General features: G+C 74.0%; 20 protein-coding genes. 16 read left to right on the top strand and 4 right to left on the bottom strand.

Going from position 1 to position 24,906, the window contains the following annotated elements; genetic code table 11:
* Positions 1-53 precede the first annotated feature (53 nt).
* Positions 54-398 carry a hypothetical protein gene (locus JUB12_RS05185; RefSeq protein WP_205698562.1) on the top strand — a complete coding sequence of 115 codons (345 nt, stop codon included), beginning with the start codon at positions 54-56 and terminating at the stop codon, positions 396-398.
* Here the strand turns inward: JUB12_RS05185 and JUB12_RS05180 are convergent.
* Both JUB12_RS05180 and JUB12_RS22240 read right to left on the bottom strand, forming a co-directional pair.
* Positions 388-1,479 carry an aminotransferase class V-fold PLP-dependent enzyme gene (locus JUB12_RS05180; protein WP_205698561.1) on the bottom strand — a complete coding sequence of 364 codons (1,092 nt, stop codon included), beginning with the start codon at positions 1,477-1,479 and terminating at the stop codon, positions 388-390. The two genes, JUB12_RS05185 and JUB12_RS05180, sit on opposite strands and share 11 nt — an antisense overlap.
* Before the next feature lie 34 nt (positions 1,480-1,513).
* Positions 1,514-2,146: a transglycosylase family protein gene (locus JUB12_RS22240; RefSeq protein ID WP_305852577.1), complete on the bottom strand. Its 633-nt coding sequence runs from the start codon at positions 2,144-2,146 to the stop codon at positions 1,514-1,516.
* A gap of 233 nt (positions 2,147-2,379) precedes the next feature.
* On the opposite strand from JUB12_RS22240, the gene thrS reads away from it, so the two are divergent.
* The 11 genes from thrS (at position 2,380) to JUB12_RS05120 (ending at position 14,273) form a co-directional block, all read left to right on the top strand.
* Complete coding sequence (gene thrS / locus JUB12_RS05170; RefSeq protein ID WP_205698560.1) at positions 2,380-4,302, top strand: threonine--tRNA ligase; 1,923 nt, start codon at positions 2,380-2,382, stop codon at positions 4,300-4,302.
* 73 nt (positions 4,303-4,375) lie between these two features.
* Positions 4,376-5,119, top strand: a complete 744-nt coding sequence (gene infC / locus JUB12_RS05165) for a translation initiation factor IF-3 (protein ID WP_205698559.1) — start codon at positions 4,376-4,378, stop codon at positions 5,117-5,119.
* A gap of 71 nt (positions 5,120-5,190) precedes the next feature.
* A complete protein-coding gene (gene rpmI, locus JUB12_RS05160; RefSeq protein ID WP_205698558.1) occupies positions 5,191-5,394 on the top strand; it encodes a 50S ribosomal protein L35 in 204 nt (67 codons plus the stop codon).
* Positions 5,391-5,756, top strand: a complete 366-nt coding sequence (rplT, locus tag JUB12_RS05155; protein WP_205698557.1) for a 50S ribosomal protein L20 — start codon at positions 5,391-5,393, stop codon at positions 5,754-5,756. The genes rpmI and rplT overlap by 4 nt, the downstream gene beginning before the upstream one ends.
* An 83-nt stretch (positions 5,757-5,839) precedes the next feature.
* Entirely contained in the window at positions 5,840-6,517 is a 678-nt protein-coding gene (locus JUB12_RS05150; protein ID WP_205698556.1) for an RNA methyltransferase, read from the top strand.
* Positions 6,514-7,557, top strand: a complete 1,044-nt coding sequence (pheS, locus tag JUB12_RS05145; RefSeq protein WP_205698555.1) for a phenylalanine--tRNA ligase subunit alpha — start codon at positions 6,514-6,516, stop codon at positions 7,555-7,557. The genes JUB12_RS05150 and pheS overlap by 4 nt, the downstream gene beginning before the upstream one ends.
* 4 nt (positions 7,558-7,561) lie before the next feature.
* Complete coding sequence (pheT, locus tag JUB12_RS05140) at positions 7,562-10,045, top strand: phenylalanine--tRNA ligase subunit beta (protein ID WP_205698554.1); 2,484 nt, start codon at positions 7,562-7,564, stop codon at positions 10,043-10,045.
* On the top strand, positions 10,038-11,033 hold the full coding sequence (gene argC / locus JUB12_RS05135) for an N-acetyl-gamma-glutamyl-phosphate reductase (RefSeq protein ID WP_205698553.1): 996 nt from the start codon (positions 10,038-10,040) through the stop codon (positions 11,031-11,033). Before pheT ends, argC begins: the two co-directional genes overlap by 8 nt.
* Positions 11,030-12,268: a bifunctional glutamate N-acetyltransferase/amino-acid acetyltransferase ArgJ gene (gene argJ, locus JUB12_RS05130; protein WP_205698552.1), complete on the top strand. Its 1,239-nt coding sequence runs from the start codon at positions 11,030-11,032 to the stop codon at positions 12,266-12,268. Before argC ends, argJ begins: the two co-directional genes overlap by 4 nt.
* Before the next feature lie 14 nt (positions 12,269-12,282).
* Positions 12,283-13,131: an acetylglutamate kinase gene (gene argB, locus JUB12_RS05125; RefSeq protein ID WP_205698551.1), complete on the top strand. Its 849-nt coding sequence runs from the start codon at positions 12,283-12,285 to the stop codon at positions 13,129-13,131.
* 2 nt (positions 13,132-13,133) lie between these two features.
* Complete coding sequence (locus tag JUB12_RS05120; protein ID WP_205698550.1) at positions 13,134-14,273, top strand: aspartate aminotransferase family protein; 1,140 nt, start codon at positions 13,134-13,136, stop codon at positions 14,271-14,273.
* On the opposite strand, the gene JUB12_RS05115 is transcribed toward JUB12_RS05120, so the two are convergent.
* Both JUB12_RS05115 and JUB12_RS05110 read right to left on the bottom strand, forming a co-directional pair.
* Positions 14,270-14,782 carry an O-acetyl-ADP-ribose deacetylase gene (locus tag JUB12_RS05115; protein ID WP_205698549.1) on the bottom strand — a complete coding sequence of 171 codons (513 nt, stop codon included), beginning with the start codon at positions 14,780-14,782 and terminating at the stop codon, positions 14,270-14,272. The two genes, JUB12_RS05120 and JUB12_RS05115, sit on opposite strands and share 4 nt — an antisense overlap.
* Positions 14,783-14,855: 73 nt before the next feature.
* Positions 14,856-16,634, bottom strand: a complete 1,779-nt coding sequence (locus JUB12_RS05110; RefSeq protein ID WP_205698548.1) for a hypothetical protein — start codon at positions 16,632-16,634, stop codon at positions 14,856-14,858.
* Between the two features lie 135 nt (positions 16,635-16,769).
* Between JUB12_RS05110 and JUB12_RS05105 the strand changes: the two genes are divergently transcribed.
* The 4 genes from JUB12_RS05105 (at position 16,770) to dnaE (ending at position 24,905) form a co-directional block, all read left to right on the top strand.
* Positions 16,770-18,047, top strand: a complete 1,278-nt coding sequence (locus JUB12_RS05105) for an argininosuccinate synthase (protein ID WP_205698547.1) — start codon at positions 16,770-16,772, stop codon at positions 18,045-18,047.
* Positions 18,048-18,077: 30 nt separating this feature from the next.
* Positions 18,078-18,251, top strand: coding sequence for a hypothetical protein (locus JUB12_RS05100; protein WP_205698546.1), 174 nt, complete (start codon positions 18,078-18,080; stop codon positions 18,249-18,251).
* A 102-nt stretch (positions 18,252-18,353) separates the two neighbouring features.
* On the top strand, positions 18,354-21,272 hold the full coding sequence (locus JUB12_RS05095) for a hypothetical protein (protein WP_205698545.1): 2,919 nt from the start codon (positions 18,354-18,356) through the stop codon (positions 21,270-21,272).
* 90 nt (positions 21,273-21,362) lie between these two features.
* On the top strand, positions 21,363-24,905 hold the full coding sequence (gene dnaE, locus JUB12_RS05090) for a DNA polymerase III subunit alpha (protein WP_205698544.1): 3,543 nt from the start codon (positions 21,363-21,365) through the stop codon (positions 24,903-24,905).
* Position 24,906 lies beyond the last annotated feature (1 nt).

Here is a 24,906-nt window from a genome sequence, read left to right as displayed (position 1 = left end):
GCAGCTGAGCGGACACGCGCCAGCGCCGCGCCGCCGCGTAGCGTCCCGCAGCGGTGCGGCTCCTCGTGGCCATCGCGTTCCTGGGCGGCTGGGTCGCCGCCTTCGCGGCCGGCCCACCGGCGACCGACGGCGCGGCGCTCGCGACGTGGGCGGGGCTCGGACTCGGGGCGGGTGCGCTGTACGACCGCTGGCGCGCCGTCCTGCTCGCGCCCGGCTACGCGCTCGTCGCGGTGGCCTTCGACGTCGCCGCCGCGTGCACGGGCGGTAGCGCCGAGCCCCGCGCGTGCGACCGGGACGTCGTCGGGCTCGTCCTGCTCGTCGAGCTGCCCGCCATGGCGCTGACGCTCGCCTGCGGCGTCGCGCTGCGCAAGGCGCTGCGCTGGACGCTCAGGCGCTGAGGCCGTCGAGCGCCGCGAGGAGGCGCTCGAGGTCGTCCTCGTCGTTCCACGCGCCGACGGACGCGCGCAGGTACGGGAAGCCGGGCAGCGAGCGCACGACGATGCCCTGCTGGGCCAGTGCCGCGGCGTGCGCGACGGTGTCGCCCTCGACCTCCCAGGCGATGAGCGTGGTGTCGGACCGCGGCGCGACGCGGCGGCCCGACGCCTCGAGCCGCGCGACCAGCTCCTGGGCCAGCGACGCCGAGCGCTCGTGCACGGCCTCCCAGCCGGCCTCGGCCAGGACGTCGTGCGCCGCAAGGCCCGCGGCCAGCAGCTCGAGCGCGTGGGTCGGCGTGTCGAAGCGCCCGGCGTCCTCGCGCACGCGCGCGTCGATGCCGGCGGCCGGGTCGGCGAGCGCGACGTACGTCGGGCCCGTCGCCGCCAGCCGCTCGCGCCACGCCGGCGCGACCCACAGCATCCCCAGCCCGACCGGCCCGCAGAGCCACTTCTGGCCCGCGCCGCTGTAGAACGCGCAGCCCAGCGCGTCGACGTCGACCGGGACCGCGCCGACGCCCTGGGCGCCGTCGAGCAGGACCGGGACGTCGAGCTCGCCGAGGGCGGCGGGAGCCCGCGCGCCCGTGATCCACGAGACGTGCGAGCAGGCGACGAGCTTCGTGGCGGGCGTGACCGCTTCGGCAAGCTGCGCGAAGGGGGCGGTGCGGAGCTCGATGCCCAGGCGGTCGCGTGCCGCGGCCAGCGGGCCCAGCAGCCCCGGGTGCTCGTCGGGCGCGGTGAGGACCTCGTCGCCGGGCTGCAGGCCGAGCCCGAGCAGGACCGTCACGAGCCCCTCGCTGGTCGACGTCGTGAGCGCGACGTCCTCGACCCGGGCGCCGAGCACCCCGGCGTAGGCGGCGCGCAGCCGCCCGCGCACCTCGAGCATCCCCTCGAAGTACGGCATCGCCCGGCCCTCCTCGAGGGCGAGCTTCGCGGCGGCCTCCCCGGCGCGCGCCGCGGCTTCGGCCAGCGGTCCGCACGAGCCGGCGTTGAGGTACGCCGTCTCGCGCAGGACGGGGAAGGCGGCACGGAGGCGGGCGGCGTCCATGCCGCCCCACGCTACCCCCGCGACCGCCGTGGCCTCAGGAGCCGCACACGGGCCAGGGCGAGGCGCCCGCGCGCGCGTAGAGCATCTGGGCGCGCTTGACCTGCTCGGCGACCGACGCCGCGGCCGGGTCGCCGGTGCCGCCGACGGACTGCCAGGTGCCCTGGTCGAACTGGAACAGGCCGCGGTACGTCCCGCCGCCACCGACCGCGGCGGGGTCGCCGCCCGACTCGCACTGGGCGATCGCCTGCAGGTGACCCGGGATCGACCCGCCACCGGCACCCGCGCCCTCGCGCGCGGCACGGCGCAGCTTGCGCCGGAACGAGCGCAGGTCGTGGCGCACCTCGCGGTGCTGGTCGACGAGGTCCTCGGTGGAGAACGTGCGCAGGGCGTCGTCGTAGCCGTCGCGCAGGTCGCGGCCCTGGACGGCGGCGAGCTTGCGCGCCACGCGCATCGTCCGCCGCTGGTAGGTGTCGCGCACCACGTCGGTCGCCTCGGCGGCGACGGAGGTGAAGCTCGCCGGGCTGTGGACGTCGAAGGCGCTGGGGCCGGCCGGCGCGGCGGGAGCGTCCTCCTGGGCCGAGGCCTGGGCGAGGAGCACGGGCGGGGTGGCGGCCATCAGGCCGAAGGCCGTCGTCGCGGCCAGGAACGTCGGGGTACGGCGTCGCATGGGGTACGACCTCCTGCGGCGGCACGGACGGCCCGGGCGCAGACGCGCGCGGGGCGGCCACCTCGTGGACGAGCATCAGGTCGCGGGAGCCGGGCGATGCGACAGCGGCGCCGGCAGCGATGCGACCCTGCGGCGGCGCAAGGTACCCACCGCCCCTGACTCGAACCTGTGACGTCGCGCACACTGCACGAGGTCGTGCAGCGCGGGGCGACGACTACTGTTGGGGCCGCCCCATGACGAAGGTCACCCTCCCCGACGGCAAGGAGCTCGAGCTCGCCGACGGCGCCACGGGCGCCGATGCCGCTGCGGCCATCGGCCCCGGCCTGGCGCGCGCCGCGCTCGCGATCAAGCAGGACGGCACCGTGCAGGACCTCGCGCGGCCACTGACCGACGGGGCGACGATCGAGATCGTCACGGAGCGCTCGGGCCAGGACGCGCTCGACCTCGTCCGCCACGACGCCGCCCACGTGCTGGCGGCGGCGATGCTGGAGCTCTACCCCGGGGTCAAGATCTCGATCGGGCCGCCGGTCGAGCACGGCTTCTACTACGACTTCGACTTCCCCGAGGGCGTCCGGCTCTCCGAGGACGACTTCGCCGCGATCGAGGCCAGGATGGCCGAGCACGTCAAGGCCGACGAGCCGTTCGAGCGCGTCGACGTCCCCGTCGCCGAGGCGCTCGAGCGGTTCAAGGCTGAGGACCAGCCCTACAAGGTTGAGCTCATCGAGGACCTCGTCGCCTCCCAGGGCGTCGAGACGGTCTCGCTCTACACGAACGGGCCGTTCACCGACCTCTGCCGCGGGCCGCACATGCCCTCGACGGGGCGCATCGGCGCGTTCAAGCTCCAGTCGGTCGCCGGCGCCTACTGGCGCGGCGACGCCAAGCGCCAGATGCTGACGCGCGTCTACGGCACGGCGTTCTTCAAGAAGAAGGACCTCACCGAGCACCTCGAGCGCCTCGAGCAGGCCCGGGCCCGCGACCACCGCAAGCTCGGGCGCGAGCTCGGCCTCTTCACCTTCTCCGACACCGCGCAGGGCGCCGCCTTCTGGTTCCCGGCCGGCACGCGGGTCTTCAACGGCCTCGTGCAGCTCAGCCGCGAGATGTGCGACAGCCACGGCTACACCGAGGTCAAGACGCCGCAGCTCTACGACGCCGAGCTGTGGAAGACCTCCGGCCACTGGTTCAAGTACCGCGACAACATGTTCGTCACGTCGGCCGAGGACCGCGACCTCGCGCTCAAGCCGATGAACTGCCCGGGCCACTGCCAGCTCTTCAAGCTGCAGAAGTGGTCGCACCGCGACCTGCCGGCGCGCTTCGCCGAGCCCGGGCTCCTGCACCGCAACGAGCTGAGCGGCGCGCTGCACGGCCTGCTGCGCGTGCGCCACTTCGTGCAGGACGACGCCCACATCTTCTGCACGCCCGAGCAGGTCGTCGACGAGGTCAAGGGCTGCCTCGACATGGCCTTCGAGACCTACGAGGTCTTCGGCATCACGCCCAAGCTCGAGCTCTCGACGCGTCCCGAGGAGCGCATCGGCACCGAGGAGATGTGGGACGAGGCCGAGGGCATCCTCGAGCGCGCCCTGGACGACAACGGCCTCGAGTTCGTGGTCAACGCCGGCGACGGCGCCTTCTACGGCCCGAAGATCGACCTGCACTTCGAGGACTCGCTCGGGCGCTCCTGGCAGCTGGGCACCGTCCAGGTGGACTTCAACTTCCCCGAGCGCTTCGACCTCACCTACACGGGCGCCGACAACGCCGAGCACCGCGTCGTGATGCTCCACCGCGCGCTCTTCGGGTCCTTCGAGCGCTTCATCGGGATCCTGCTCGAGGACACCGGGGGCGAGCTGCCGCTGTGGCTGGCGCCGACGCAGGCCGTCGTCCTGCCGGTCGCCGACCGCCACGACGACGCCTGCCGCGCGGTGGTCGACGCGCTCAAGGCAGCCGGCCTGCGCGGCGAGCACGACGACCGGGCGGAGTCCGTCGGGCGCAAGATCCGCGACGCCGAGCTGCGCAAGGTCCCGTACATGCTCGTCGTGGGCGACCGCGAGGCGCAGGAGGGCACCGTCTCGGTGCGCCGCCACGGCGAGGGCGACGAGGGCTCCGTGGCCCTCCCGGACCTCGTCGCACGCCTGACGGAAGAGGTCGCGTCGCGGGGCTAGCCCTTGCTACAGTGGCCTGCGTTGCCCATCCGTCTGTCTCTGACGCGCGCTTGACGCCGCGCTCCACCGCCTAGTGCCGGTCCCTCGCAGGTTCGACCGGCGCCCGCCCGAGCGGGACACCACCCGGGTCAACGAGCGGATCCGCGTTCCTGAGGTGCGCGTGATCGATCCCGACGGCCAGCAGGTCGGTGTCATGAAGACCGACGCTGCGCTGCGCTTCGCCCAGGAGCGCGACCTCGACCTCGTCGAGGTCGCCCCGGAGGCGCGCCCGCCCGTCTGCCGCGTGCTCGACTACTCGAAGTACAAGTACGAGCAGGCCCAGAAGCAGAAGGCCGCGCGCAAGCACCAGACGCAGATCAACGTCCGCGAGATCAAGTTCCGCCCGAAGATCGCGGAGCACGACTACTCGACGAAGAAGGGCCACGTCGAGCGGTTCCTGCGCCACAAGGACAAGGTCAAGATCACGATCATGTTCCGTGGCCGTGAGGTGACCCACCCCGAGCGCGGCCGCATGATCCTGGACCGCCTCGCCGAGGACCTCAAGGAGCTCGCGGTCGTCGACCAGCGGCCCAACCTCGACGGGCGCAACATGACGATGCTGCTCGGTCCGTCCAAGGCCGTCCTGGCCGGCACGATCGACCAGGAGCAGAAGACCGGCGAGACCGAGGCCGTGCAGGCCGACGGCGCCGACGGCACGCAGGCCACCGACGGCACGCAGGCCACCGACGGGACGCAGGCCACCGACGGCGCCCCCGCCGCCGAGACGGCGCCCGCCGAGGCCCAGCCGGCCGAGGCGACCGCCGACGCCAAGGACTAGCGGCTCACGCCCTCGTGCCCGGCCCCGGACAGGGGCCGGGGGCAGGGACGTGCCATACTGCGCTGCTCGCCATGCCGAAGATGAAGACCCACTCGGGCGCGAAGAAGCGCTTCAAGCTGACCGCCAAGGGCAAGGTCCGCGGGCGTCACGCCTTCACGAGCCACATCCTCGAGAAGAAGTCGCCCAAGCGCAAGCGCCAGCTCGGCAAGGCCGCCATCCTGTCGGACCACGACGCGCCGCGCGTCAAGGACCTCCTGGGAGCCAAGAAGAAGTGACCCGCGTCAAGCGCGCCGTCAACGCGAAGAAGAAGCGCCGGAAGACCCTCGATCGCGCGAAGGGCTTCCGCGGCGAGGCGAACTCCAACTACAAGCGGGCGAAGGAGGCGGTCATGAAGGCCGAGTCCTACGCCTACCGCGACCGCCGCAACCGCAAGCGCGACTTCCGTCGCCTGTGGATCACGCGCATCAACGCCGCCGCCCGCCTGAACGGCCTGTCCTACGGCCAGTTCATGCACGGCCTGAAGCTCGCCGGCATCGAGCTCGACCGCAAGGTGCTGGCCGACATCGCCGTGCGCGACCCCGAGACCTTCCGCCGATTCGCCGACGCCGCCCGTGAGGCGTCGGCTGCCGCCGCGTAGGCCCAGTCGACACCAGAGCCTCCAACGGGCGCCGCTCCTCTCGGACGGCGCCCGTTCTCGTTCCAGGACCCAGGTCCACCCCCGTGATCACCAGCCACCACAACCCGCTGCTCAAGGAGATCCGCCGGCTCGGCGCGCGCCGCGGCGAAGGCCGCTTCCTGGCCGAGGGCGAGGACCTGCTCGCGGCGGCCGACGCGGCGGGGTGGACGCCGGTGCACCGGCTCACCGCGGGCGTCGACGTCGAGGCCGACGCGCTGGCGAAGGTCTCGACCCTGGGCAGCGGGACCCGCGCGCTGGCGGTCTACGAGGAGCGCTGGGCGCCCGCGCCCGCCGGTCCGCTGTGCGTGTGCCTGTGGGGCCTGAAGGACCCGGGCAACGTCGGGACGGTCCTGCGCGCGGCGCTGGCCTTCGGCGCCTCGTCGGTGGCGATCGGCCCGCAGACCGCCGACCCCTACGCGCCCAAGGCCGTGCGCGCCTCCATGGGCGCCGTCTTCGGCCTGCCGCTGGCCCGCGTCGCGGATGTCGGTGCGCTTCCGGGCGAGACCGTCGCGCTCGCCGCGCGCCGGGGCGACGTCCTGCGCGGCCCGGCCGCCGGCGACGTCTCGGTGGTGGTCGGCGCCGAGCGCGACGGGCTGCCCGCCGACGTCCTCGCCGCGTGCGACCGCGCCGCCCACATCCCCATCCAGTCGGAGTCGCTCAACGCCGCCATGGCCGCCACCGTCGCCCTCTACGAGCTGACAGCTAGGTTCCACGCCCAGTGACCGTCCTCGACCGCATCGAAGAGCTTCAGGGCGAGGCCCTGGCCGCCATCGACCAGGCCGCCGACACCGCCGCGCTCGAAGAGCTGCGCGTGCGCTTCCTGGGCCGCAAGGCGGAGCTGCCCAACCTCCTGCGCGGCGTCGCCGAGCTGCCCCCGCAGGAGCGCGGCGCCGTCGGCAAGGCGGCCAACGTCGCGCGCAAGACCGTCGAGGAGCGCCTGCAGGCGGCGACCGAGCGCCTCGCGCAGGCCGAGCTCGACGCACGCCTGGCGGCCGACCGCGTCGACGTGACGCTTCCCGGCCGCCCGGTCGAGCCGACGGGGACGCTGCATCTGCTGACCGCGGTGCGCCGCGAGATCGAGGACGTCTTCCTGGGCCTGGGCTTCACGGTGATGGAGGGCCCCGAGGTGGACACCGTCCACTACAACTTCGACGCGCTCAACCACGACCCCGCCCACCCCGCGCGGGCGCGCACGGACACGTTCTACGTGCGCGACGACGTCGTCCTGCGCACCCACACCTCGCCGATGCAGGTGCGCGCGATGGAGGCCCAGCCGCCGCCGATCGCGATCATCGTCCCGGGCCGCGTCTACCGGCGCGACAGCGACGCCACGCACACGCCGCAGTTCCACCAGGTCGAGGGCCTGTGGGTCGACGAGGGCATCACCCTGGCCGACCTCAAGGGCGTCCTGCTGGCCTTCTGCCGCGCGATCTTCGGCACGGAGCGCGAGGTGCGCCTGCGCGGGCACTTCTTCCCGTTCACCGAGCCGTCGGTCGAGGTCGACGTCTCCTGCTTCAACTGCGCGCGCGACGGCTCGCCGTGCCGGGTGTGCAAGGGCACCGGCTGGCTGGAGATCCTCGGGGCGGGCATGGTCGACCCCAACGTCCTGGCCGGCGTGCCGGGCGGCGCCTACGACCCCGAGCAGGTGCAGGGGTTCGCCTTCGGCATGGGCATCGAGCGCATCGCGATGCTCAAGCACGGCATCCCGGACCTGCGCCTGTACTACGACAACGACCTGCGCTTCCTGCGCCAGTTCGGGTGACGCGATGAAGGTCCCGATGCAGTGGCTCCGCGACCACGTCGACCCGCAGCTCGAGCTGCGCGAGCTGGTCCGCCGCCTCGACCTCACGGGCACCGCCGTCGACGCGATCGAGCACCACGGCGTGCGCGCCGAGGAGCACTTCGTGGTCGGCAAGGTGCTCAGCGCCGAGCAGCACCCGGACGCCGACCGCCTGCGCGTCTGCCAGGTCGACGTCGGCGAGGCCGAGCCGCAGACCATCGTCTGCGGCGCCCCGAACGTCGCCGCGGGCCAGACCGTCCCCGTGGCGCGGCCCGGCGCGGTCATGCCCAACGGCATGCAGCTCGGGGTCGCCAAGCTCCGCGGCGTCGAGTCCAACGGGATGATCTGCTCCGAGGACGAGCTCGCGATCGGCTCCTCGCACCAGGGGATCATGGTCCTCGACGACGCGCTCGCGGCCGGCACGCCGCTGGCCGACGTCCTGCCGATCTCGACCGACGTCCTCGAGTTCGAGATCACGCCCAACCGGCCCGACTGCCTGGCCGTCTACGGCATCGCCCGCGAGGTGGCGGCGGTCAGCGACGCCCCCCTCGGACCCGAGCCCTGGCTCGAGGACCCGCACGGCCCGCCCCCGGGCGAGATCGAGGGCTTCGAGGTCCGCGTCGAGGTGCCCGAGCGCTGCCCGCGCTTCACCGCGCGGCTCTTCGAGGACGTGACGGTCGGCGAGTCGCCCGCGTGGCTCAAGGCGCGGCTGTCGGCGGCGGGCATGCGGCCGATCAACGACGTCGTCGACATCACGAACTACGTGATGCTGCTGACGGGCCAGCCGCTGCACGCCTTCGACGCCGACCGCATCGCCGGCGGCGTGCTCGTCGTGCGCCGCGCCGGCGACGGCGAGGCGATGACGACGCTCGACGACGTGCAGCGCACGCTGGACAGCGACATGACGCTCATCGCCGACGGCGACGGGCCCACCTCCATCGCCGGGATCATGGGCGGCCAGCGCTCCGAGGTGCAGGACGACACCACGCGCGTCCTGCTCGAGGTCGCCGCCTGGGACGGCCCGGCGATCAACCGCACGATGGCCCGGCTGCAGCTGCGCTCCGAGGCGGGTGCGCGCTTCGAGAAGTCGCTGCCCACCGAGGCGACGATGTGGGCCCAGGCGGTGGCGACGACGCTGCTGGTCGAGCTCTGCGGCGCCCGCGTGGTCGGGGGCACCATCGACGTCCAGGCCCCCGGCGCGCTGCCCGAGGCGCCGGTCCTGCGGCTGCGCGACGCGCGCACGACGTCGCTGCTCGGCGTCGCGGTCCCGCGCGAGCGGGCGACCGCGGTGCTCGAGACGCTCGGCTTCGGCGTCGCGCAGGCCGACGACGGCCTCGACGTCACGATCCCGCCCCACCGGCGCAACGACGTCACGCGCGAGGCCGACCTGGTCGAGGAGGTCGGGCGCCTGGCGGCGCTGGAGGACCTGCCGGCCACGTTGCCGGCCAACCGCACCGGCCTGGCCGCCACGCTCACGCACGCCCAGCGCCTGCGCCGCCGGGCCGCCGACGCGCTCGTCGGCCGCGGCGCGCACGAGGTGGTCGGGTGGTCGTTCACCTCGCCCGACGTGGGCGACCGCCTCGGGCTGCCCGAGCACGACCACCGCCGGTCCGTGGTGCGCCTCGAGAACCCGATGAGCGAGGAGCAGGCCGTCCTGCGCACGACGCTCCTGGGCTCGCTGCTCGACGTCGCCCAGCACAACGGCGCGCGCGGGCTCTCCCCGCGGGCGCTGTTCGAAGAGGGCGCGGTGTACTTCCCGCGCGAGACGTCGGCCGGAGGCCCGAACGTGGGAGGGCCGGAGGACGAAACCCCTGGTCTCACCGAGGGCGGAGGGGCCGGCCCCGTCTTCGAGGTCCACGCGCTCGGCGCGCTCGTCCAGGGCGACGTCTTCGCCGCCAAGGCGCTGCTCGAGGCCGTCGGGCGTGCGGTGCGCGTGCGCATCGAGGTCGAGCAGTCCTCCGACGAGCCGTTCCTCCATCCCGGCCGCGCCGCGCGCGTGCTGGCCGGTCCGTTGCGCGAGGGCCCCGACGCCGAGACCCTCCTGACGCCCGTCGGGTGGCTGGGCGAGGTCCACCCGACCGTGGCCGCGCGGTGGGACCTCGCGCAGGTCGGCGCCTTCGAGGTCGACCTCGACGCGGTGCTCGCCCACGCCGCCGCGGCGCCGCAGTTCGCCGACCTCACGACGTTCCCGGAGGTCCGTCAGGACCTGTCGTTCCTCCTGGACGCCGACACCCCGGCGCGCGAGGTCGAGCGGGCGGTGCGCCGCGCCGGCGGCGACCTGCTGGCCGGCGCCGACGTCTACGACTGGTACGCCGGCCAGGGCATCCCGGAGGGCAAGCGCTCCCTGACGCTGGCGCTCGCCTTCCGCGCGCGGGACCGCACCCTCACCGACGACGACGTCGCGCCGGTGCGCGAGCGCATCGTCGCCGCGGTCGCCGCCGACCTGGGTGGGGAGCTGCGGGGTGGCTGACGGCCCGAAGGTCCTCGTCGCCGGCGCCTCGGGCTTCGCCGGCGCGCTCGCCGCACGGCTCGTCGACCGCCACCCGTGGTTCGCCCTCGGGCCCGTGACGTCGCGCAGCGACGTCGGCACGCGCCTGGACGCCCTGTACCCGCATCACCGCGTGACCCGCGAGCTCGAGGAGCTCGACCTCGACCGCCACGCCGCGGACGTCGGCGCGGCGATCGTCGCCTACCCGCACGGCGCCTCCGCGCCCGTGGTCCGCGAGCTGCGCGAGCGCGGCGTGAAGGTCGTCGACCTGAGCGCCGACTTCCGCCTCAAGGACCAGGCGGTCTACGAGCAGTGGTACGTCGAGCACCCCGCGCCCGAGCTGCTGCCCGAGGCGGTCTACGGCCTGCCCGAGCTGCATCGCGAGGAGCTGCGGGGCGCGTCGCTCGTCGCCTGCCCCGGCTGCTTCCCGACCGCCGCGATCCTCGCCCTCGCGCCGCTCAGCGGACGCATCGAGGACGTGGTCATCGACGCGAAGACGGGCATCAGCGGCGCCGGCCGCGCCGCCACGGCGCGCACGCACTTCGTGAGCGTCGACGAGAACGTCACGCCCTACGGCGTCGGCCACCACCGCCACATGCCGGAGATCGACCAGGAGGTCGACGCGCAGCGGCCGGTGACCTTCACGCCGCACCTCGTCCCGCTGGACCAGGGCGAGCTGGTCTCCTGCTACGCGATCACCGACGAGGCGCTGTCCCAGGACGAGCTGCGCGGGCTGTACGAGGCCCGCTACGGCGGCGAGCGCTTCGTCGAGCTCGTCGACCGTCCACCCGGGGTGCGCCAGGTCCGCGAGACGAACTTCTGCGCGATCCAGGTCCACGCCGACCCGCGCACCGGCAAGGCGATGGTCTTCGCGGCCATCGACAACCTCTGGAAGGGCACGGCGTCGCAGGCGCTGCAGTGCCTGAACCTCATGTTCGGCCGGCCCGAGGACGAGGGGCTGCTCGGATGAGCTTCTTCCGCTCGCGCTGGGTCGAGGTGCCCGAGGGCGTGCGCGTCGTCGAGGGCGGCGGCCTGCCCCAGGGCTTCCGCGCCGCCGGCGTGGCCGCAGGCATCAAGGCCAGCGGCGACCCGGATGTCGGCCTGCTGGTCTGCGACGCGCCCGCGGCGACGAGCGCCGCGCGCTTCACCCGCAGCGGCACCGCCGCGCCGCCCGTGCTGGTCACGAAGGAGCGCGCGCGGCTCGACGCGCTGCGGGCCGTCGCCGTGAACTCCGGCAACGCGAACGCCGCGACCGGCGGGCGCGGCCTGGACGACGCCGCGCGGATGCAGGGCGCCGGCGCCATGGTCGCGGGCGTCAAGGAGGACCAGGTCGCGGTCTGCTCGACCGGCGTCATCGGCGTGCCGCTGCCGTCGCAGGCGGTGCTCAGGGGGCTGCTGGACTGCTCGCGCGCGCTGGCGCCCGACGGCGACGGCGCCTTCGCCCGGGCGATCATGACCACCGACGCGTTCGAGAAGCGCGCCACGCTCGAGGTCGACCTGTCGGGCGGGACGGTCCGGCTCGCCGCCCAGGCCAAGGGCGCCGGGATGCTCCAGCCCTCGCACGCCACCATGCTGTGCTTCGTCGAGACCGACGCCCAGCTGCACGCCGAGACCGCCGACCTGCTGCTCGGCGTCTGCGTCGGGCGCTCCTTCGACCGCATCACGGTGGACGGCCAGCTCTCGACGAACGACACGACGCTGCTCATCGCGTCGGGCGCCGGCGGTGTCGCCGTCGAGCGCGAGAGCGAGGACGAGGTGCGCTTCGGCCAGGCGCTGGACGCCCTGCTGCGCCAGCTGGCGGTCGACCTCGTCCGCGACGGCGAGGGCTCCAAGCGCATCGGCCGCGTCGTCGTGCGCGGCGGCCACGACGCCCACGTCGAGCGCACCGCCCGCGCGGTGGGCAACTCACCGCTGGTCAAGACCGCGCTGCACGGCGGCGACCCGAACTGGGGGCGCATCGTGCAGGCCGTCGGCATGGCGCTGACCGACACCGCGCCGCTGCCGGTCGACGTCACGATCGAGGGCGTGCAGGTGTGCGTTGCAGGGAACGCGGTCGGCCACGACGAAGCGGGGCTGGCGGAGGCCGTGGCCCGCGACGAGGTCGAGTACGTCATCGGCCTGCCGGGTGACGGCTTCGAGGCCGAGGTCATCTTCAGCGACCTCGGGCACGAGTACGTGACGATCAACGCCGACTACACGACCTAGGACCACCACTGCCAATGCGCGACGTCGGAACGCTCCTCGAGGCCCTGCCCTACATCCGGGAGTTCCACGGCCGCACCGTCGTCATCAAGTACGGCGGCGCGGCGATGGACGACCCGCGCCTGCGCGAGGAGTTCGCCCGCGACGTCGTGCTCCTGAAGTACGTCGGGCTCAACCCGGTCGTCGTCCACGGCGGCGGGCCCGACATCACGCAGTACATGGAGCGCCTCGACATGCCGGTGCAGTTCGTCGGTGGCCTGCGGGTCAGCGACGAGCCGACGGTCGAGGTCGCCAAGATGGTCCTCGTCGGCAAGGTCAACAAGGACATCGTCCTGCGCATCAACCGCCACGGCCAGGCGGCCGTCGGGATCTGCGGCGACGACGGCCGGCTCTTCCAGGTCGAGACGACGACGGCGCCGGGCGGGCAGGACGTCGGCCTCGTCGGGCGCATCACCCGCGTCGACGTCAAGCTCCTGCACCACATCTCCCAGGACTACATCCCGGTCATCGCGTCGGTCGGCGCCGACCGGGAGGGGCGCTCGCACAACGTCAACGCCGACGAGGCGGCGGGCGCCGTCGCCCGCGCGCTGCGCGCCTACAAGGTGGTCTTCCTCACCGACGTCGCGGGCTGGCTGCGCGACCCGTCGGACCTCGAGAGCGTCGTGAGCGAGGCGCGCGCCGACGAGGTCGAGGACGCGCTGCCGTCGATCTCCGGCGGCATGCGCCCCAAGCTCCAGGCCTGCGTCGACGCCATCCACGGCGGCGTGACCTACGCGCACATCGTCGACGGCCGCGTCGAGCACTCCCTGCTGCTCGAGCTGTTCACCGACGCCGGCATCGGCACGAAGATCCGGGCCGCGTCGTAGCGATGGCCATCAACGACGACTTCCTCACCGCCAACTACGCGCGCCACCCGGTCGAGCTCGTCCGTGGCGAGGGCGCGCGGCTGTGGGACGCCGCCGACGCGGAGTACCTCGACTTCCTCAGCGGCATCTCGGTCTCCAACGTCGGCCACTGCCACCCGCAGGTCGTCGCCGCGATCCAAGAGCAGTCCCAGCGGCTGCTGCACGTCGGCAACCTCTTCTACACCGACCCGATGGTCCGGCTGGCCGAGCGGCTGGCCAAGGGCTCGCTGGGCGGCAAGGTCTTCTTCACCAACTCGGGCGCGGAGGCGGTCGAGGCGGCGCTGAAGCTCGCGCGCAAGAACCGGCGCGGGGGCGAGGTCATCTCGTTCCACGGCGCCTTCCACGGGCGCACCTACGGCGCGCTGAGCGCGACCCCGCAGGAGAGCAAGCAGGCGCCGTTCGCGCCGCTGGTCCCGGGCTTCCGCGCGATCCCGCCGACCGTCGAGGCCATCCGCCACGCGGTGACCGACGACACGGCGGCGGTGGTCATCGAGCCGGTGCAGGGGGAGACGGGCGTGCGCCCGATCCCCGTCGAGGTCCTGCGCGCGGCGCGCGAGGCCTGCGACGTCACCGGCGCCGCGCTCGTCTTCGACGAGATCCAGGCCGGGCTCGGGCGCTGCGGCTCGCTGTGGTGCTGGCAGCAGGTGGGCGTCGAGCCCGACCTCCTGCTGACCGCCAAGGCGCTGGCCGGCGGCCTGCCGATCGGGGCGCTCATCACCGGTCCCGGTCTCGCCGACGTCTTCGAGCCGGGCGACCACGGCTCGACCTTCGCCGGCGGCCCGCTGGTCTGCGCCGCGGCCCACGCCGCGCTCGACGTCCTGGAGGACGAGGCGCTGCACGCCCGCGTCCGTGCCCTGGGCGAGCGGCTGCGCGCTGCGCTGCGCGAGCTGCCCGGCGCCAAGGACGTCCGCGGCCTGGGCCTCATGAACGCGTTCGACCTCGAGGCCGGGGGCGCCCCGGAGCTCGTGCGGCGCGCCGTGGTCGAGCAGCGCCTGCTGCTCAACGCGACGGGTCCCGACACCGTCCGCCTGCTGCCGCCGCTCGTGGTGAGCGAGGAGCAGGTCGACGACGCGGTCGGGCGCCTGCGCGCGCTGCTGGCCTAGCCGGCCGCCGCGAGCGCGTCGCGTAGCACGCCCTCGGCGCGCGCGTCGAAGGCCCAGAGGTGCACGGCCTCGACGACGCCGTGCTCGGCGGCCGCCTCGCGCAGCGTGCGCACCGCGATGGCCGCGGCCCGGTCGGCGGGGAAGCCGTACACGCCGGTCGAGATCGCCGGGAAGGCGACAGTCCGGCAGCCGTGCTCGGCCGCGAGCTCGATGCAGCGCCGGTAGCACGACGCGAGCGCCTCGTCCTCGCCGTCGGCGCCGCCGTGCCACACGGGGCCGACGGTGTGGATCACCCAGGCGGCCGGCAGCCGGTAGCCGCGCGTGACCTTCGCGTCGCCGGTGGGACAGCCGCCCAGCGTCCGGCACTCCTCGAGCAGCTGGGGTCCCGCGGCGCGGTGGATCGCGCCGTCCACGCCGCCCCCGCCGAGGAGGCTCGAGTTGGCCGCGTTGACGATCGCGTCGGCCGCGTCGTCGGTGGTGATGTCGCCGCGCAGGACGGTCAGCTCCATGGAGCCGACGGTACCCGGGGCGGGCAGCGGCGGCCGCGGGCGCCCGAGGGCGCCCGCGGCCGGCCTGCCAGGACTACCTGGGCGAGTTGACGAGCCGGAGCTTGCCCTCGCGGACGATCGTCTGGCGGTTGCCGCCGGAGTCGGTCACCTGGACCGAGATCGTCACGCCGATGGACTTGCCGATGCCGCGGCGCTTGCGCAGCAGCTCGACCTTCTCCGGCTGGAGCGTGGTGATGGCCACGCCGGACTTGCCCTGGGCGAGCTGGTACTCGAACGTCGAGAACGTGACGCGGCGGGCCTTCTTCTTGCCGCGGATCGACGGGTTGATCTTGCCGATCGTGCGGATCTTGACCGTGCCGGCGCAGGTGCGGCCGGTCTGCTTGCGGCAGAAGATCTTGAACCGCAGCTGGCCCGCGCGCTTGCCCTTGAGGCCCACCTGGACCAGGGAGTTGCGGATCTGCAGCAGCGCCCGGGTGTCGCCGTTGCGCAGCGTCAGGTCGCCGGAGCTGCCGACGCCGCTGTTGCCCTGCGGGCCGCGAGCGCCGGGGGCACCCGGGGCACCGGGGCCGCTCGGCACGCCGGTCTTGAAGGACACGATGTTGCCCTTCGTCTCGCCGTTGGCGTTGCGGGCGATCACGCGGTAGTAGAACGTCGTGTTCGACGGCAGCGTCAGCGACTCGGTGAGCGGCTGCTTGACGTCACGGCCCGAGCCCGCCACGCGGACGTCCGTGAAGTTCGCGCCCGCGAGGTCCGGGTTCGTCGAGATCTCGTACTGGAACGTCGTCTCCGGCCCGTTGGGGGCGACCGACGCGTTCAGGCCGGCGGCGTTGGCCGAGACGGGCGCGGCCGGCAGGGTCGTCGCCCCCGGAGCGCACTCCGTGGTGAACGCCGAGTCGTTGCCGCGCGTCGTGCCCTTCGCGTTCGTGCCGATCGCGGCGTACACGTAGGTCGTGCACTTCTTCAGGCCGGTGACCGGGAGGCTGACCCGCGTGGCGACCGTCCCCGAGCCGGCGTCCGCCGCGGGGTAGTTCGTCGCGGACTGGGAGCCCTCCTCGCGCACGTCGAACGACGTGGAGGTCTGCAGGCCCTTCGGGTTCACCGACGCGTTGAGCGTCGCGGTCTCGCCGGCGACGTCGGTCGCGATGAGCGTGGCGACGACCGGCGGGACGTCACCGGTGTCGGTGTCGTCGAAGACCCGGAGGCCGATGTTGTCGTAGAAGACGGTGATCGTGCCCTGGGCGGCCTGGATGCCCGTGGAGGTGAACTCCGTGACGATCTGGATGTGGTACTTGTCGCCGTTGCGCAGGCCGTTCGTGCCGCCCTCGGGGACCTCCACGACGCGGGGCTGGCCGAAGGGCGTGTCGCGGGTCAGCGTCTCGCTGAGCAGCACCCGCGAGCGCGCCGGCGCGGTCTCGTCGACGAGCGTGACGGTCGACTTGGCCTGGCCGCCGACCTGGAGCAGCGCCTGGATGGCGGCGCGGCGGTCGACGGTGAAGAAGCCGCCCGTCGGGTTCTTGTCGACGACGAAGCTCGGCGAGCGCCACTGCGACTTGCCCGACAGGACGCCGAGCGCGTTGGCCAGCGCCTGGTAGCTCGAGGAGATCGAGCCGGGGGTGTTGCCCTCGCCGGCGGCGTGGGCGTTCGTCGCCGCGCAGACGAGCGGGACGGGGATCGGCAGGAGCCCGAGCAGGGTGCACGAGCCGCCCTGGTCGATCCAGCCCTCGGCGCCGTTGGTGAAGTTCGCGCCGCCGTTCGGGTACGTGGTGTCGGCGCTCGCCGGCGCGGCGAGCACCCCGCACAGCAGCGCCACGGCACCGGCGATCCGCGCGGTGCGACCAAGCCTGGTCCTCATCAGGTCCGTCCCTGCCTCTCGAAGATGTAGCCCCTGCGGTCCTGTGACGGACCGGTTCGTGGAGGAGAGCCTACCGATCCGGGCAGGCGCCGCAAAGCTGGAAGGGGCCTCGCGCACGTAGTCTCCCGCCGCGAGATGACCGAGATGCTCCAGCCGCATGAGCCCGCCGCCTCGTACCTGGCACGGCCCGACGAGGTTCGCCGGGTCTGCCTGCTGTACTCGGGCGGCCTGGACACCAGCGTCATGCTCAAGTGGATCCAGGACCAGTACGACGCCGAGGTCGTCGCGCTGACGATCGACCTGGGCCAGCCGGGCGAGGACTACGACGTCGTCCGCGGCAAGGCGCTGCAGCTCGGCGCGGTCGACGCGCGGGTGGTCGACGCGCGCGAGGAGTTCTGCCGCGACTTCGTCGTCCCGGCGATCAAGGCCAACGCGGTGTACGGCCTGGGCTACCCGCTCTTCACGGCCCTCGGCCGGCCCCTCATCGCGAAGATCGCGGTGGACGTCGCGCGCGAGACCGGGTGCGACACGATCGCCCACGGCTGCACCGGCAAGGGCAACGACCAGGTCCGCATCGACGGCACCGTCGCGACGCTCGCGCCGGAGCTCAAGGTCATCGCCCCGGTGCGCGACTGGAAGATGGGTCGCGACGAGGAGATCGCCTACGCGCGCGAGCACGGCATCCCGGTCAAGGGCGGCACGGAGGCGGCGCCCTACTCCATCGACGACAACCTCTGGGGCCGCTCGAGCGAGGGCAAGTGGATCGAGGAGCTCGGCCACGCGCCGGAGGACGACGTCTTCCAGCTCGTGACGCGCCCGGAGGAGGCGCCCGACGAGGCCGAGGTCGTGACGATCGGCTTCGAGGAGGGCGTCCCGGTCGCGTTCAACGGCGAGCGGCTGGGCATCGTCGAGCTGCTCGAGCGTGCCGCCGAGGCGGGCATCCGCCACGGCGTCGGGATCGTCGACCACATCGAGGACCGGATCGTCGGCCTCAAGGTCCGCGACATCTACGAGGTCCCGGCCGCGTCGATCCTGCTCACCGCGCACGCCGAGCTCGAGCGCCTGGTCGGCACGATCCACCAGAACCGCTTCAAGCGCTCGCTCGAGGAGCAGTGGGCGTACCTGGTCTACGCCGGCCTGTGGTGGGAGCCGCTGCGCGAGGACCTCGACGCGTTCATGGAGTCCGTCAACCGCCGGGTCACGGGCACGATCGGCGTCAAGCTCTTCAAGGGCTCCGCGCGCGTCGTCACGCGCGAGTCGCCCCATGCGGTCTACGACGCGCAGCTCGCCACGTTCTCCGAGTCGGGCGGCCTGTTCTCGCAGCAGGCCTCGCCGGGCTTCATCGAGCTGTGGACGCTGCAGTCGCGCCTGGCCTGGCGGCTGCACAACGCGCCGGGTCCCGGCGCCGAGTAGCGGTCCCCGAGCAGGGGTAGCCCGAGCGCCATGACGCGCACGGGCTACGAGATCCTGGGCTTCGCCGTCTGGCACGGCGCCAAGTGGTACGCGCGCCGCCGGGTCCGCTCCGCGGTGGGCGGCCGGCGTGGCGTCGCGCTGGGCCTGGCGGGTGCCGCGCTCGTGACGGCGCTCGCCGTCGAGGGCGCGCGCCGCAGCAGCTGATCCAGACGTCGTCCTGCCGCTGCAGGTTCCGTTGCAGCGGCAGGAGCTCGGCCCTCGACGTGCAACACGGGTCGTTCGGGGCCGTAGATTCCCGGGCTGACCATGGTCCCGCTTCCTCCGCGCGACGACGTCGAGCCCGACGACGACCCCCACGGCACCGTGGTCGACCCCGAGGTCATGGCCGAGCGCCGGGCCCGCCGGGCCGAGTTGCACGAGGCGTCCCTGACGCGCCGGGTGCAGGCCGCCGAGCGCGCGACGCAGGCGCTCGAGACGCGCCTCGGCGAGGTCGAGGCCGAGCTCGACCAGGTGGCGCGCGAGCGCGACGTGCTCGAGCAGGGACTGCGCCGGGCCGAGCGCGAGCTGCGCGAGGTGCGCCAGCGCGAGGAGTCCGAGCGGCGCGTCCGGGTCGAGCTGCAGGACGAGGCCGCGGCGGCACGGCGCGCCGCCGAGGGCGAGGCGGCCGGGCTGCGCCTCGCGCTGGCCGACGCCCAGCAGCGTGTCGCCGACCTCGAGATCGAGCTGGACCGCTCACAGCGGGCGGTGGCGGAGGCCGAGGCGCTGGTGATCGCCGCGCGCGCCCGCAGCGGCGACGAGCGGGAGGGGCGGGCGGTCGCGCGCGCGGGCGCGCGTGAAGGCGTGGGACCCGGCTCGGCGGAGGCCGAGGCGGCAGCGCGGGTGCGTGCGGCCGAGGCGGAGGTCGTCGAGGTCCGCGCCGAGCTCGAGCGCCTGCGCGGCGCCACGGGCGGCGACCCGGCGCGCCGCGCGGCGGTGCTCGCCGACGTCGAGGCGGTGCTGCGCGGCGTGCGGGTGCAGGTGCGCGCGGTGGAGGCCGAGCGCGACGGCGCCCGGGCGGAGGCGACGCGCCTGCGCGAGCAGCTGGGCGAGCGCGAGCGGGCGGTCGCGGCGGCGGTGGCGCGCAGCGCGGCGGTCGCCGCAGAGCGCGAGCGCCTGCGCGACGAGGTCCAACGGCTCGCGACAGCGGCCGAGCTCGAGCGCACCCGGCTGGCGGAGGTCCTGGAGGCGGAGCGGCGGCGGCTGGGCGACGAGGTCACCGGGCGCGACGGCGCGGCGCGGGCCGAGCGCGCGCTCGTGCTCGCCGAGCTCGAGGGCGTCCGCGAGGGACTGCGGGCGGCGGCGCAGGAGCGCGAGCGCCTCGCCGATGCGGCGCGGGTGGCCGAGCAGGGGCGCGCGGCGGCCGACCGGCGCCTGGCCGAGGCGCTGGCCGACCGCGACGGCGCCCGGGCCGGGCTCGCCGCGCTGGCGGCCGAGCGCGACGCCCTCGCCACGGAGCGTGACGGCCTCGTGGCCGAGCAGGCGGCCCACGACGACGCGCTGGCGGCCGTGGCGGCCGAGCGCGACCTGGTGGCCGCCCGGGTCGAGGAGCTCGCGACCGAGCGCGACGCGCTGCAGGCCCAGCTCGACGCGGCGGGCGACGGGCTGGCGCGCGCCGGTGCGCTGTCCCAGGCGGTCGACGACCTGCGCGAGCGGCTGCGCGCCGCGGCCGACGGGCTGCTCGAGCGGCTGCGCACCGAGCGCGCGGCGCGTGCGCGGGCGGAGGCGGCGCTGGCCGAGGTGCTCGCCGAGCGCGACCGGCTCGCGGCGCAGCTCGCGCAGCGGACGGGGTCCCAGGTGGCCGTCGGCAGCGCCCTGGGCGACCTGCGCGCGCAGCTCGACGCGCTGCGCGAGATCGCGGCGACGCCCGAGGCCGACGTCGAGGGACACGCCGTGGCGGCCGGGCCCGACCCGGCGGCCGCGCGGCTGGTCCGCGAGATCGGGGCGATGGCGCGCGAGCTGCGCGAGGGCCTCGAGGGCGACCTGAAGACCGTCGAGCACGAGCTGCTCGGGGAGGTGCGCCGCGGTCGCGAGGGCCTCGCGGCGCAGCTCGAGGCGGCGGAGCGGCGGATGGCGGAGCTGCGGACGGGCCTCGCCGCCCAGCTCGAGCAGGAGCGCGAGGCGCGGCGCGCCGCGGAGGAGGCGGTCGCCGACCTCGCCCGCCGCACCGGTGAGGCGGCGCCGGCGCTCAGCGGGGCGGACCCCGACAAGGTGGCCGCGCTGCGCGAGCGTCTGGAGGGCCTCAGCCGCGCCCCGGAGCCGGCGTCGCCGCCGGCGCCGGCGATCAGCCAGGACCTGGCGGCCGCGGCTGAGCGGCTGCGGGCGCGCGCGGGCGCCGTCGAGGAGGACCCCGCCGCCGAGGTGGAGGAGCCCGTCGCCGTGGTGGAGGAGCCCGTCGCCGCGGTGGAGGAGCCGGCCGCGGAGCCGGCCGAGGGGCCGCTTGACGGGGCGCCGGAGCTGGAGCTCGTCGTCCTGCCCGCCCGGGGCGCCGACGTCCAGGCCGGCCGGGCCTGGCTGGCCGAGGGCCTGGCCGGCCTCGCCGAGGAGGACCCCGACGCGGCCGGGCGCCTGCTCGTCGACCTCCTGCCCGTCCAGGCGCTGCGCGCCCGGGGCACGCTCGTCTACGACCTCGCCGTCACCGGGGCCCAGCCCGTCCGCGTGACGGCCGAGCCGGGCGCCGTGCGGGTCCGCCGGCCCGACGGGGCCGACGGGGTCGCGGAGGTCGCCGTCGCCGGCAGCGCCGACGACCTCGTGGCGCTCGTCGCCGGCATGGCCGGGCGGCGCAGCCTCCCGGGCACGGCGGAGGTCTCGGGCCGCAAGCGCCGCCTGCGCGGCCGGCTGCTCAAGGGCCTGCGCCGGCCCGTCGGCCTCGCGGAGCTCGCGGCCGCCCGCGCCACGCCCGAGCCCGGCGCGCTCCTGCGCGCGCTGGCGCACGCGACGCCGCCGAGCGCCGTCACCACCGCCGCGTCGGTCGTCGTCGACGCCGACGACGAGCTGTGGCGCGTCGACCTCGTCCCGGGTCGGCCCGTGGCGGTCGGGCCGGACGACGGCACGCCCGCCGACGCGGTCCTGCTCGTCTCGCGCAGCGACCTGCCGTCGGTGCTCGCGGGGGCCGTCGACGCGGCGCTGTCGGGCTCCGCCGACGCCGTCACGGCGCTGCTCGAGCTCGTCGACCGCACGCAGCTCTAGCCTGGCCGGGCGCCGTTCCCGCAAGGTGCGGGGACGGACCGCGCGGGCGGCCTGCGCCGTCCGGTGCGCCGCCTATCCTCGCCCAGAGCCGTGACCGCCTCTCCCTGCGCCCACCTGCACGTCCACTCCGAGTACTCGCTGCTGGACGGCGCGTGCAACATCAAGGCGCTGGCCAAGCGGGCCGCCGAGTTCGGCCAGCCCGCGCTGGGCCTCACCGACCACGGCGTGATGAACGGCGCGGTCGAGCTCTACAGCGCCTGCAAGGACCAGGGCATCAAGCCGCTGCTGGGCTGCGAGGTCTACCTCGTCGACGACCACACGGTCCGCGAGGGCAAGCAGGAGCGCAACCACCTCACGCTGCTGGCGGCCACCGACGAGGGCTACCGCAACCTGGTCAAGCTGTCCTCGTCCGGCTACCTCGAGGGCTACCACCGCGGCAAGCCGGGCCTCGACATGGGCCAGCTGGCGGCCCACTCGTCGGGGATCATCGCCCTGACGGGCTGCCTGGCCTCGCGGTTCTGCCAGCGGCTCATCGACGACCGCCCCGACGAGGCGCGCGCCCACGCCGACGACCTGCTGCAGGTCTTCGGCGCCGACGACGTCTACTTCGAGGTCCAGAAGAACGGCCTCGCCGACCAGGAGAAGGCCAACGAGGGGATCGTCCGGATCGCCCGTGAGCTGGGCCGGCCGCTCGTGGGCACGGGGGACGTGCACTACCTCCGCAAGGAGGACTACCACCACCACACGGCGCTGCTGTGCGTGCAGACCAAGAGCACGCTGCAGGCGCCGAAGATGACGTTCGAGACCAACGAGTTCTTCCTGCGCTCGAACGAGGAGATGGCCCAGGCGTTCGCGCAGTGGCCCGAGGCGCTGGCCTCGACGCTGGAGATCGCCGAGCGCTGCGACGTCGAGATCGAGCTGGGCAAGCAGCTGATCCCGCGCTTCCTGCCCGACGGCGAGGACGAGCGCGCGTACCTGCGCGCGCGCGTGGAGCAGGGCCTGCGCGACCGCTACGGCGACCCGCCGCCGGCCGAGGCGATCGAGCGCATGGAGTACGAGCTCGGCGTCATCGACCGCATGGGCTTCAACGCCTACTTCCTCATCGTCTGGGACTTCGTGAAGTGGGCCAAGGACAACGGCGTGGCCGTGGGCCCGGGCCGTGGCTCGGCGGCCGGCTCGCTCGTCGCCTACTGCCTGCGGATCACGGACGTCGACCCGCTGCGCTACGACCTGCTCTTCGAGCGCTTCCTCAACCCCGAGCGCGTGTCCATGCCGGACATCGACATCGACTTCTCGGTCCGCGGCCGCGAGCGCGTCATGAAGTACGTCGTCGAGAAGTACGGCCGCGAGTCGGTCGCGCAGATCATCACCTTCGGCCGCGCGTTCCCGCGCGCGGCGACGAAGGACGCGGCGCGCGTGCTCGACCACCCGCACGCCATCGGCGACCGCCTCTCGAAGCTCATCCCGGACCCGATCATGGGTCGGTCGCCGAGCTTCGACGACTGCCTGCAGCCGGGCGAGCCGCTGCGCAAGGAGTACGACGAGGACCCGGTCGCCAAGCAGATCATCGACGTCGCCAAGGGCCTCGAGGGCATCGTCCGCAACAACTCGATCCACGCGGCGGCGGTCGTCATCGCGGGCATGCCGCTCACCGACGTCGTGCCGCTGCAGCTCGCGAAGGCCAACGAGGTCGACGAGAGCGGCAACCCGATCTTCAAGCAGGTCACGCAGTTCTCGATGAAGCCCGTCGAGGACCTCGGCCTGCTGAAGATGGACTTCCTCGGCCTGCGCAACCTCGACGTCATCGAGGACGCGCTGGACATCATCGAGCGCTCGACGGGCGAGCGCCCCGACATGGCGCGCCTGCCGCTCGACGACGAGCGCACCTACGCGATGCTGGCCGAGGGCGACTCGGTCGGCGTGTTCCAGTTCGAGTCCGAGGGCATGCAGGAGGCCCTGCGCAAGGTCAAGCCGACGGAGTTCGACGACCTCGTCGCGCTCGTCGCGCTCTACCGGCCGGGCGCCATGGACCAGATCCCGACGTACGCCCGGGGCAAGCGCAACCCCGACGCGGTCTCCATCCCGGACGACCGCCTCGAGCCGATCATCGGACCGACGTACGGGGTCATCCTGTACCAGGAGCAGGCCATGCAGATCTCGAAGGCCCTCGCCGGGTTCTCCGGCGCGCAGGCCGACGACCTGCGCAAGGCCATCGGCAAGAAGAAGCGCGACCAGATGGCCAAGCTCGAGCCTGAGTTCCGCAAGGGCTGCGCGGCCAACGGCGTGGCGTCGTCGGTGATCGACTGGCTCTGGGAGACCAACGAGAAGTCCGCGGACTACTCGTTCAACAAGTCCCACGCCGCGTGCTACGCGCTGATCTCGTACCGCACGGCCTGGTTGAAGGCGAACTACTGCGCCGAGTACATGGCGGCGCTCATCTCGTCGGTGATGTCGACGAAGGACAAGGTGCCGTTCTTCGTCGCGCGCTGCGAGGACATGGGCATCGAGATCCTGCCCCCGGACGTCAACCTCTCCGACCACGAGTTCGTCGTCGTCGACGGCAACATCCGCTTCGGGCTCGACGCGGTCAAGGGCGTGGGCTACGCGGCGGTCGAGGCGATCAAGGCCGCCCGCGAGGAGGGCGGCCCCTTCACCTCGCTGTGGGACTTCTGCGAGCGCGTCGACCCCCGCGCGGTCAACCGCAAGTCGATCGAGGCGCTCATCAAGTGCGGGGCCTTCGGCTCCACCGGCGCGTCGCGCAAGGGCATGCTCCAGGTGCTCGAGCAGGCCCAGTCCGCGGGCCAGAAGGCCCAGCAGGACAAGGAGCTCGGCCAGGGCTCGATCTTCGACCTCTTCGGCGGCGACGACGCCGGCTCGGGAGGCGCTGGCACCGCCAGCCCGTTCGGCGGCCCGACGCACCCGCCGATCCCCGAGGAGGAGTTCGAGCAGCACGAGCTGCTGGCCAACGAGAAGGAGGCGATCGGCCTCTTCCTCTCCACGCACCCGCTCAAGGAGGTGCGCGAGGCGCTGTTCGAGACGGTCGACAGCAAGCTCTCGGAGCTGTCGTCGGTCAAGGACGGCGACTGGCTCACCGTCGGCGGGATCATCACCTCCGCGCGCAAGCTCAAGACGCGCGCGGGCAAGACCATGATGTTCGCGACGCTCGGCGACCTCGAGGCGGAGGTCGACCTGCTGGTCTTCGAGGACCAGATCCTCGAGTACGAGCGCGAGCTCGCGGTCGACTCGATCGTCCTCGTGCGCGGGCAGCTCGACCACGGCGACCGCGGGACCTGCGTGAAGGTCAAGACGGTCGAGCGGTTCGAGCCGTCGGTGGAGGACGTGGAGCAGGCCCGCGAGAAGGCGGCCAAGGCCGCGCTCGGGCCCGAGCCGCTGCGCCTGGCGCTCGACGCGACCGCGCTGCCGGCGTCGATCATCGACGACCTCAAGCACGTCCTGGGCAACTTCCCCGGCGAGGCGCAGGTCGAGCTGCTCGTCGCGACGTCCGCGGGGCCGCGCGTGCTGCGCTTCGGCCCGGAGTACCGGGTCGCGCCGACGATGTCGCTGCGCGCCGAGCTGCAGCGGATCCTCGGGCCGGCGGCGCTGGCCGCCCCGCCGGCGGTGCCGGCCGCCTAGC

Source organism: Conexibacter sp. SYSU D00693, from assembly GCF_017084525.1.
Lineage (GTDB): Bacteria > Actinomycetota > Thermoleophilia > Solirubrobacterales > Solirubrobacteraceae > Baekduia.
The sequence above is the reverse complement of the archived record's forward strand: the minus strand, read 5'-3'. Positions and strand labels throughout refer to the sequence as shown.

Bases quoted from the DNA above. Each gene is read 5' to 3' on its own strand.
- JUB12_RS05180 (WP_205698561.1), bottom strand. From the start codon at position 1,479: ATGGACGCCGCCCGCCTCCGTGCCGCCTTCCCCGTCCTGCGCGAGACG.
- JUB12_RS22240 (WP_305852577.1), bottom strand. From the start codon at position 2,146: ATGCGACGCCGTACCCCGACGTTCCTGGCCGCGACGACGGCCTTCGGC.
- thrS (WP_205698560.1), top strand. From the start codon at position 2,380: ATGACGAAGGTCACCCTCCCCGACGGCAAGGAGCTCGAGCTCGCCGAC.
- rpmI (WP_205698558.1), top strand. From the start codon at position 5,191: ATGCCGAAGATGAAGACCCACTCGGGCGCGAAGAAGCGCTTCAAGCTG.
- pheT (WP_205698554.1), top strand. From the start codon at position 7,562: ATGAAGGTCCCGATGCAGTGGCTCCGCGACCACGTCGACCCGCAGCTC.
- argJ (WP_205698552.1), top strand. From the start codon at position 11,030: ATGAGCTTCTTCCGCTCGCGCTGGGTCGAGGTGCCCGAGGGCGTGCGC.
- argB (WP_205698551.1), top strand. From the start codon at position 12,283: ATGCGCGACGTCGGAACGCTCCTCGAGGCCCTGCCCTACATCCGGGAG.
- JUB12_RS05120 (WP_205698550.1), top strand. From the start codon at position 13,134: ATGGCCATCAACGACGACTTCCTCACCGCCAACTACGCGCGCCACCCG.
- JUB12_RS05115 (WP_205698549.1), bottom strand. From the start codon at position 14,782: ATGGAGCTGACCGTCCTGCGCGGCGACATCACCACCGACGACGCGGCC.
- JUB12_RS05110 (WP_205698548.1), bottom strand. From the start codon at position 16,634: ATGAGGACCAGGCTTGGTCGCACCGCGCGGATCGCCGGTGCCGTGGCG.
- JUB12_RS05105 (WP_205698547.1), top strand. From the start codon at position 16,770: ATGACCGAGATGCTCCAGCCGCATGAGCCCGCCGCCTCGTACCTGGCA.
- JUB12_RS05100 (WP_205698546.1), top strand. From the start codon at position 18,078: ATGACGCGCACGGGCTACGAGATCCTGGGCTTCGCCGTCTGGCACGGC.
- JUB12_RS05095 (WP_205698545.1), top strand. From the start codon at position 18,354: ATGGTCCCGCTTCCTCCGCGCGACGACGTCGAGCCCGACGACGACCCC.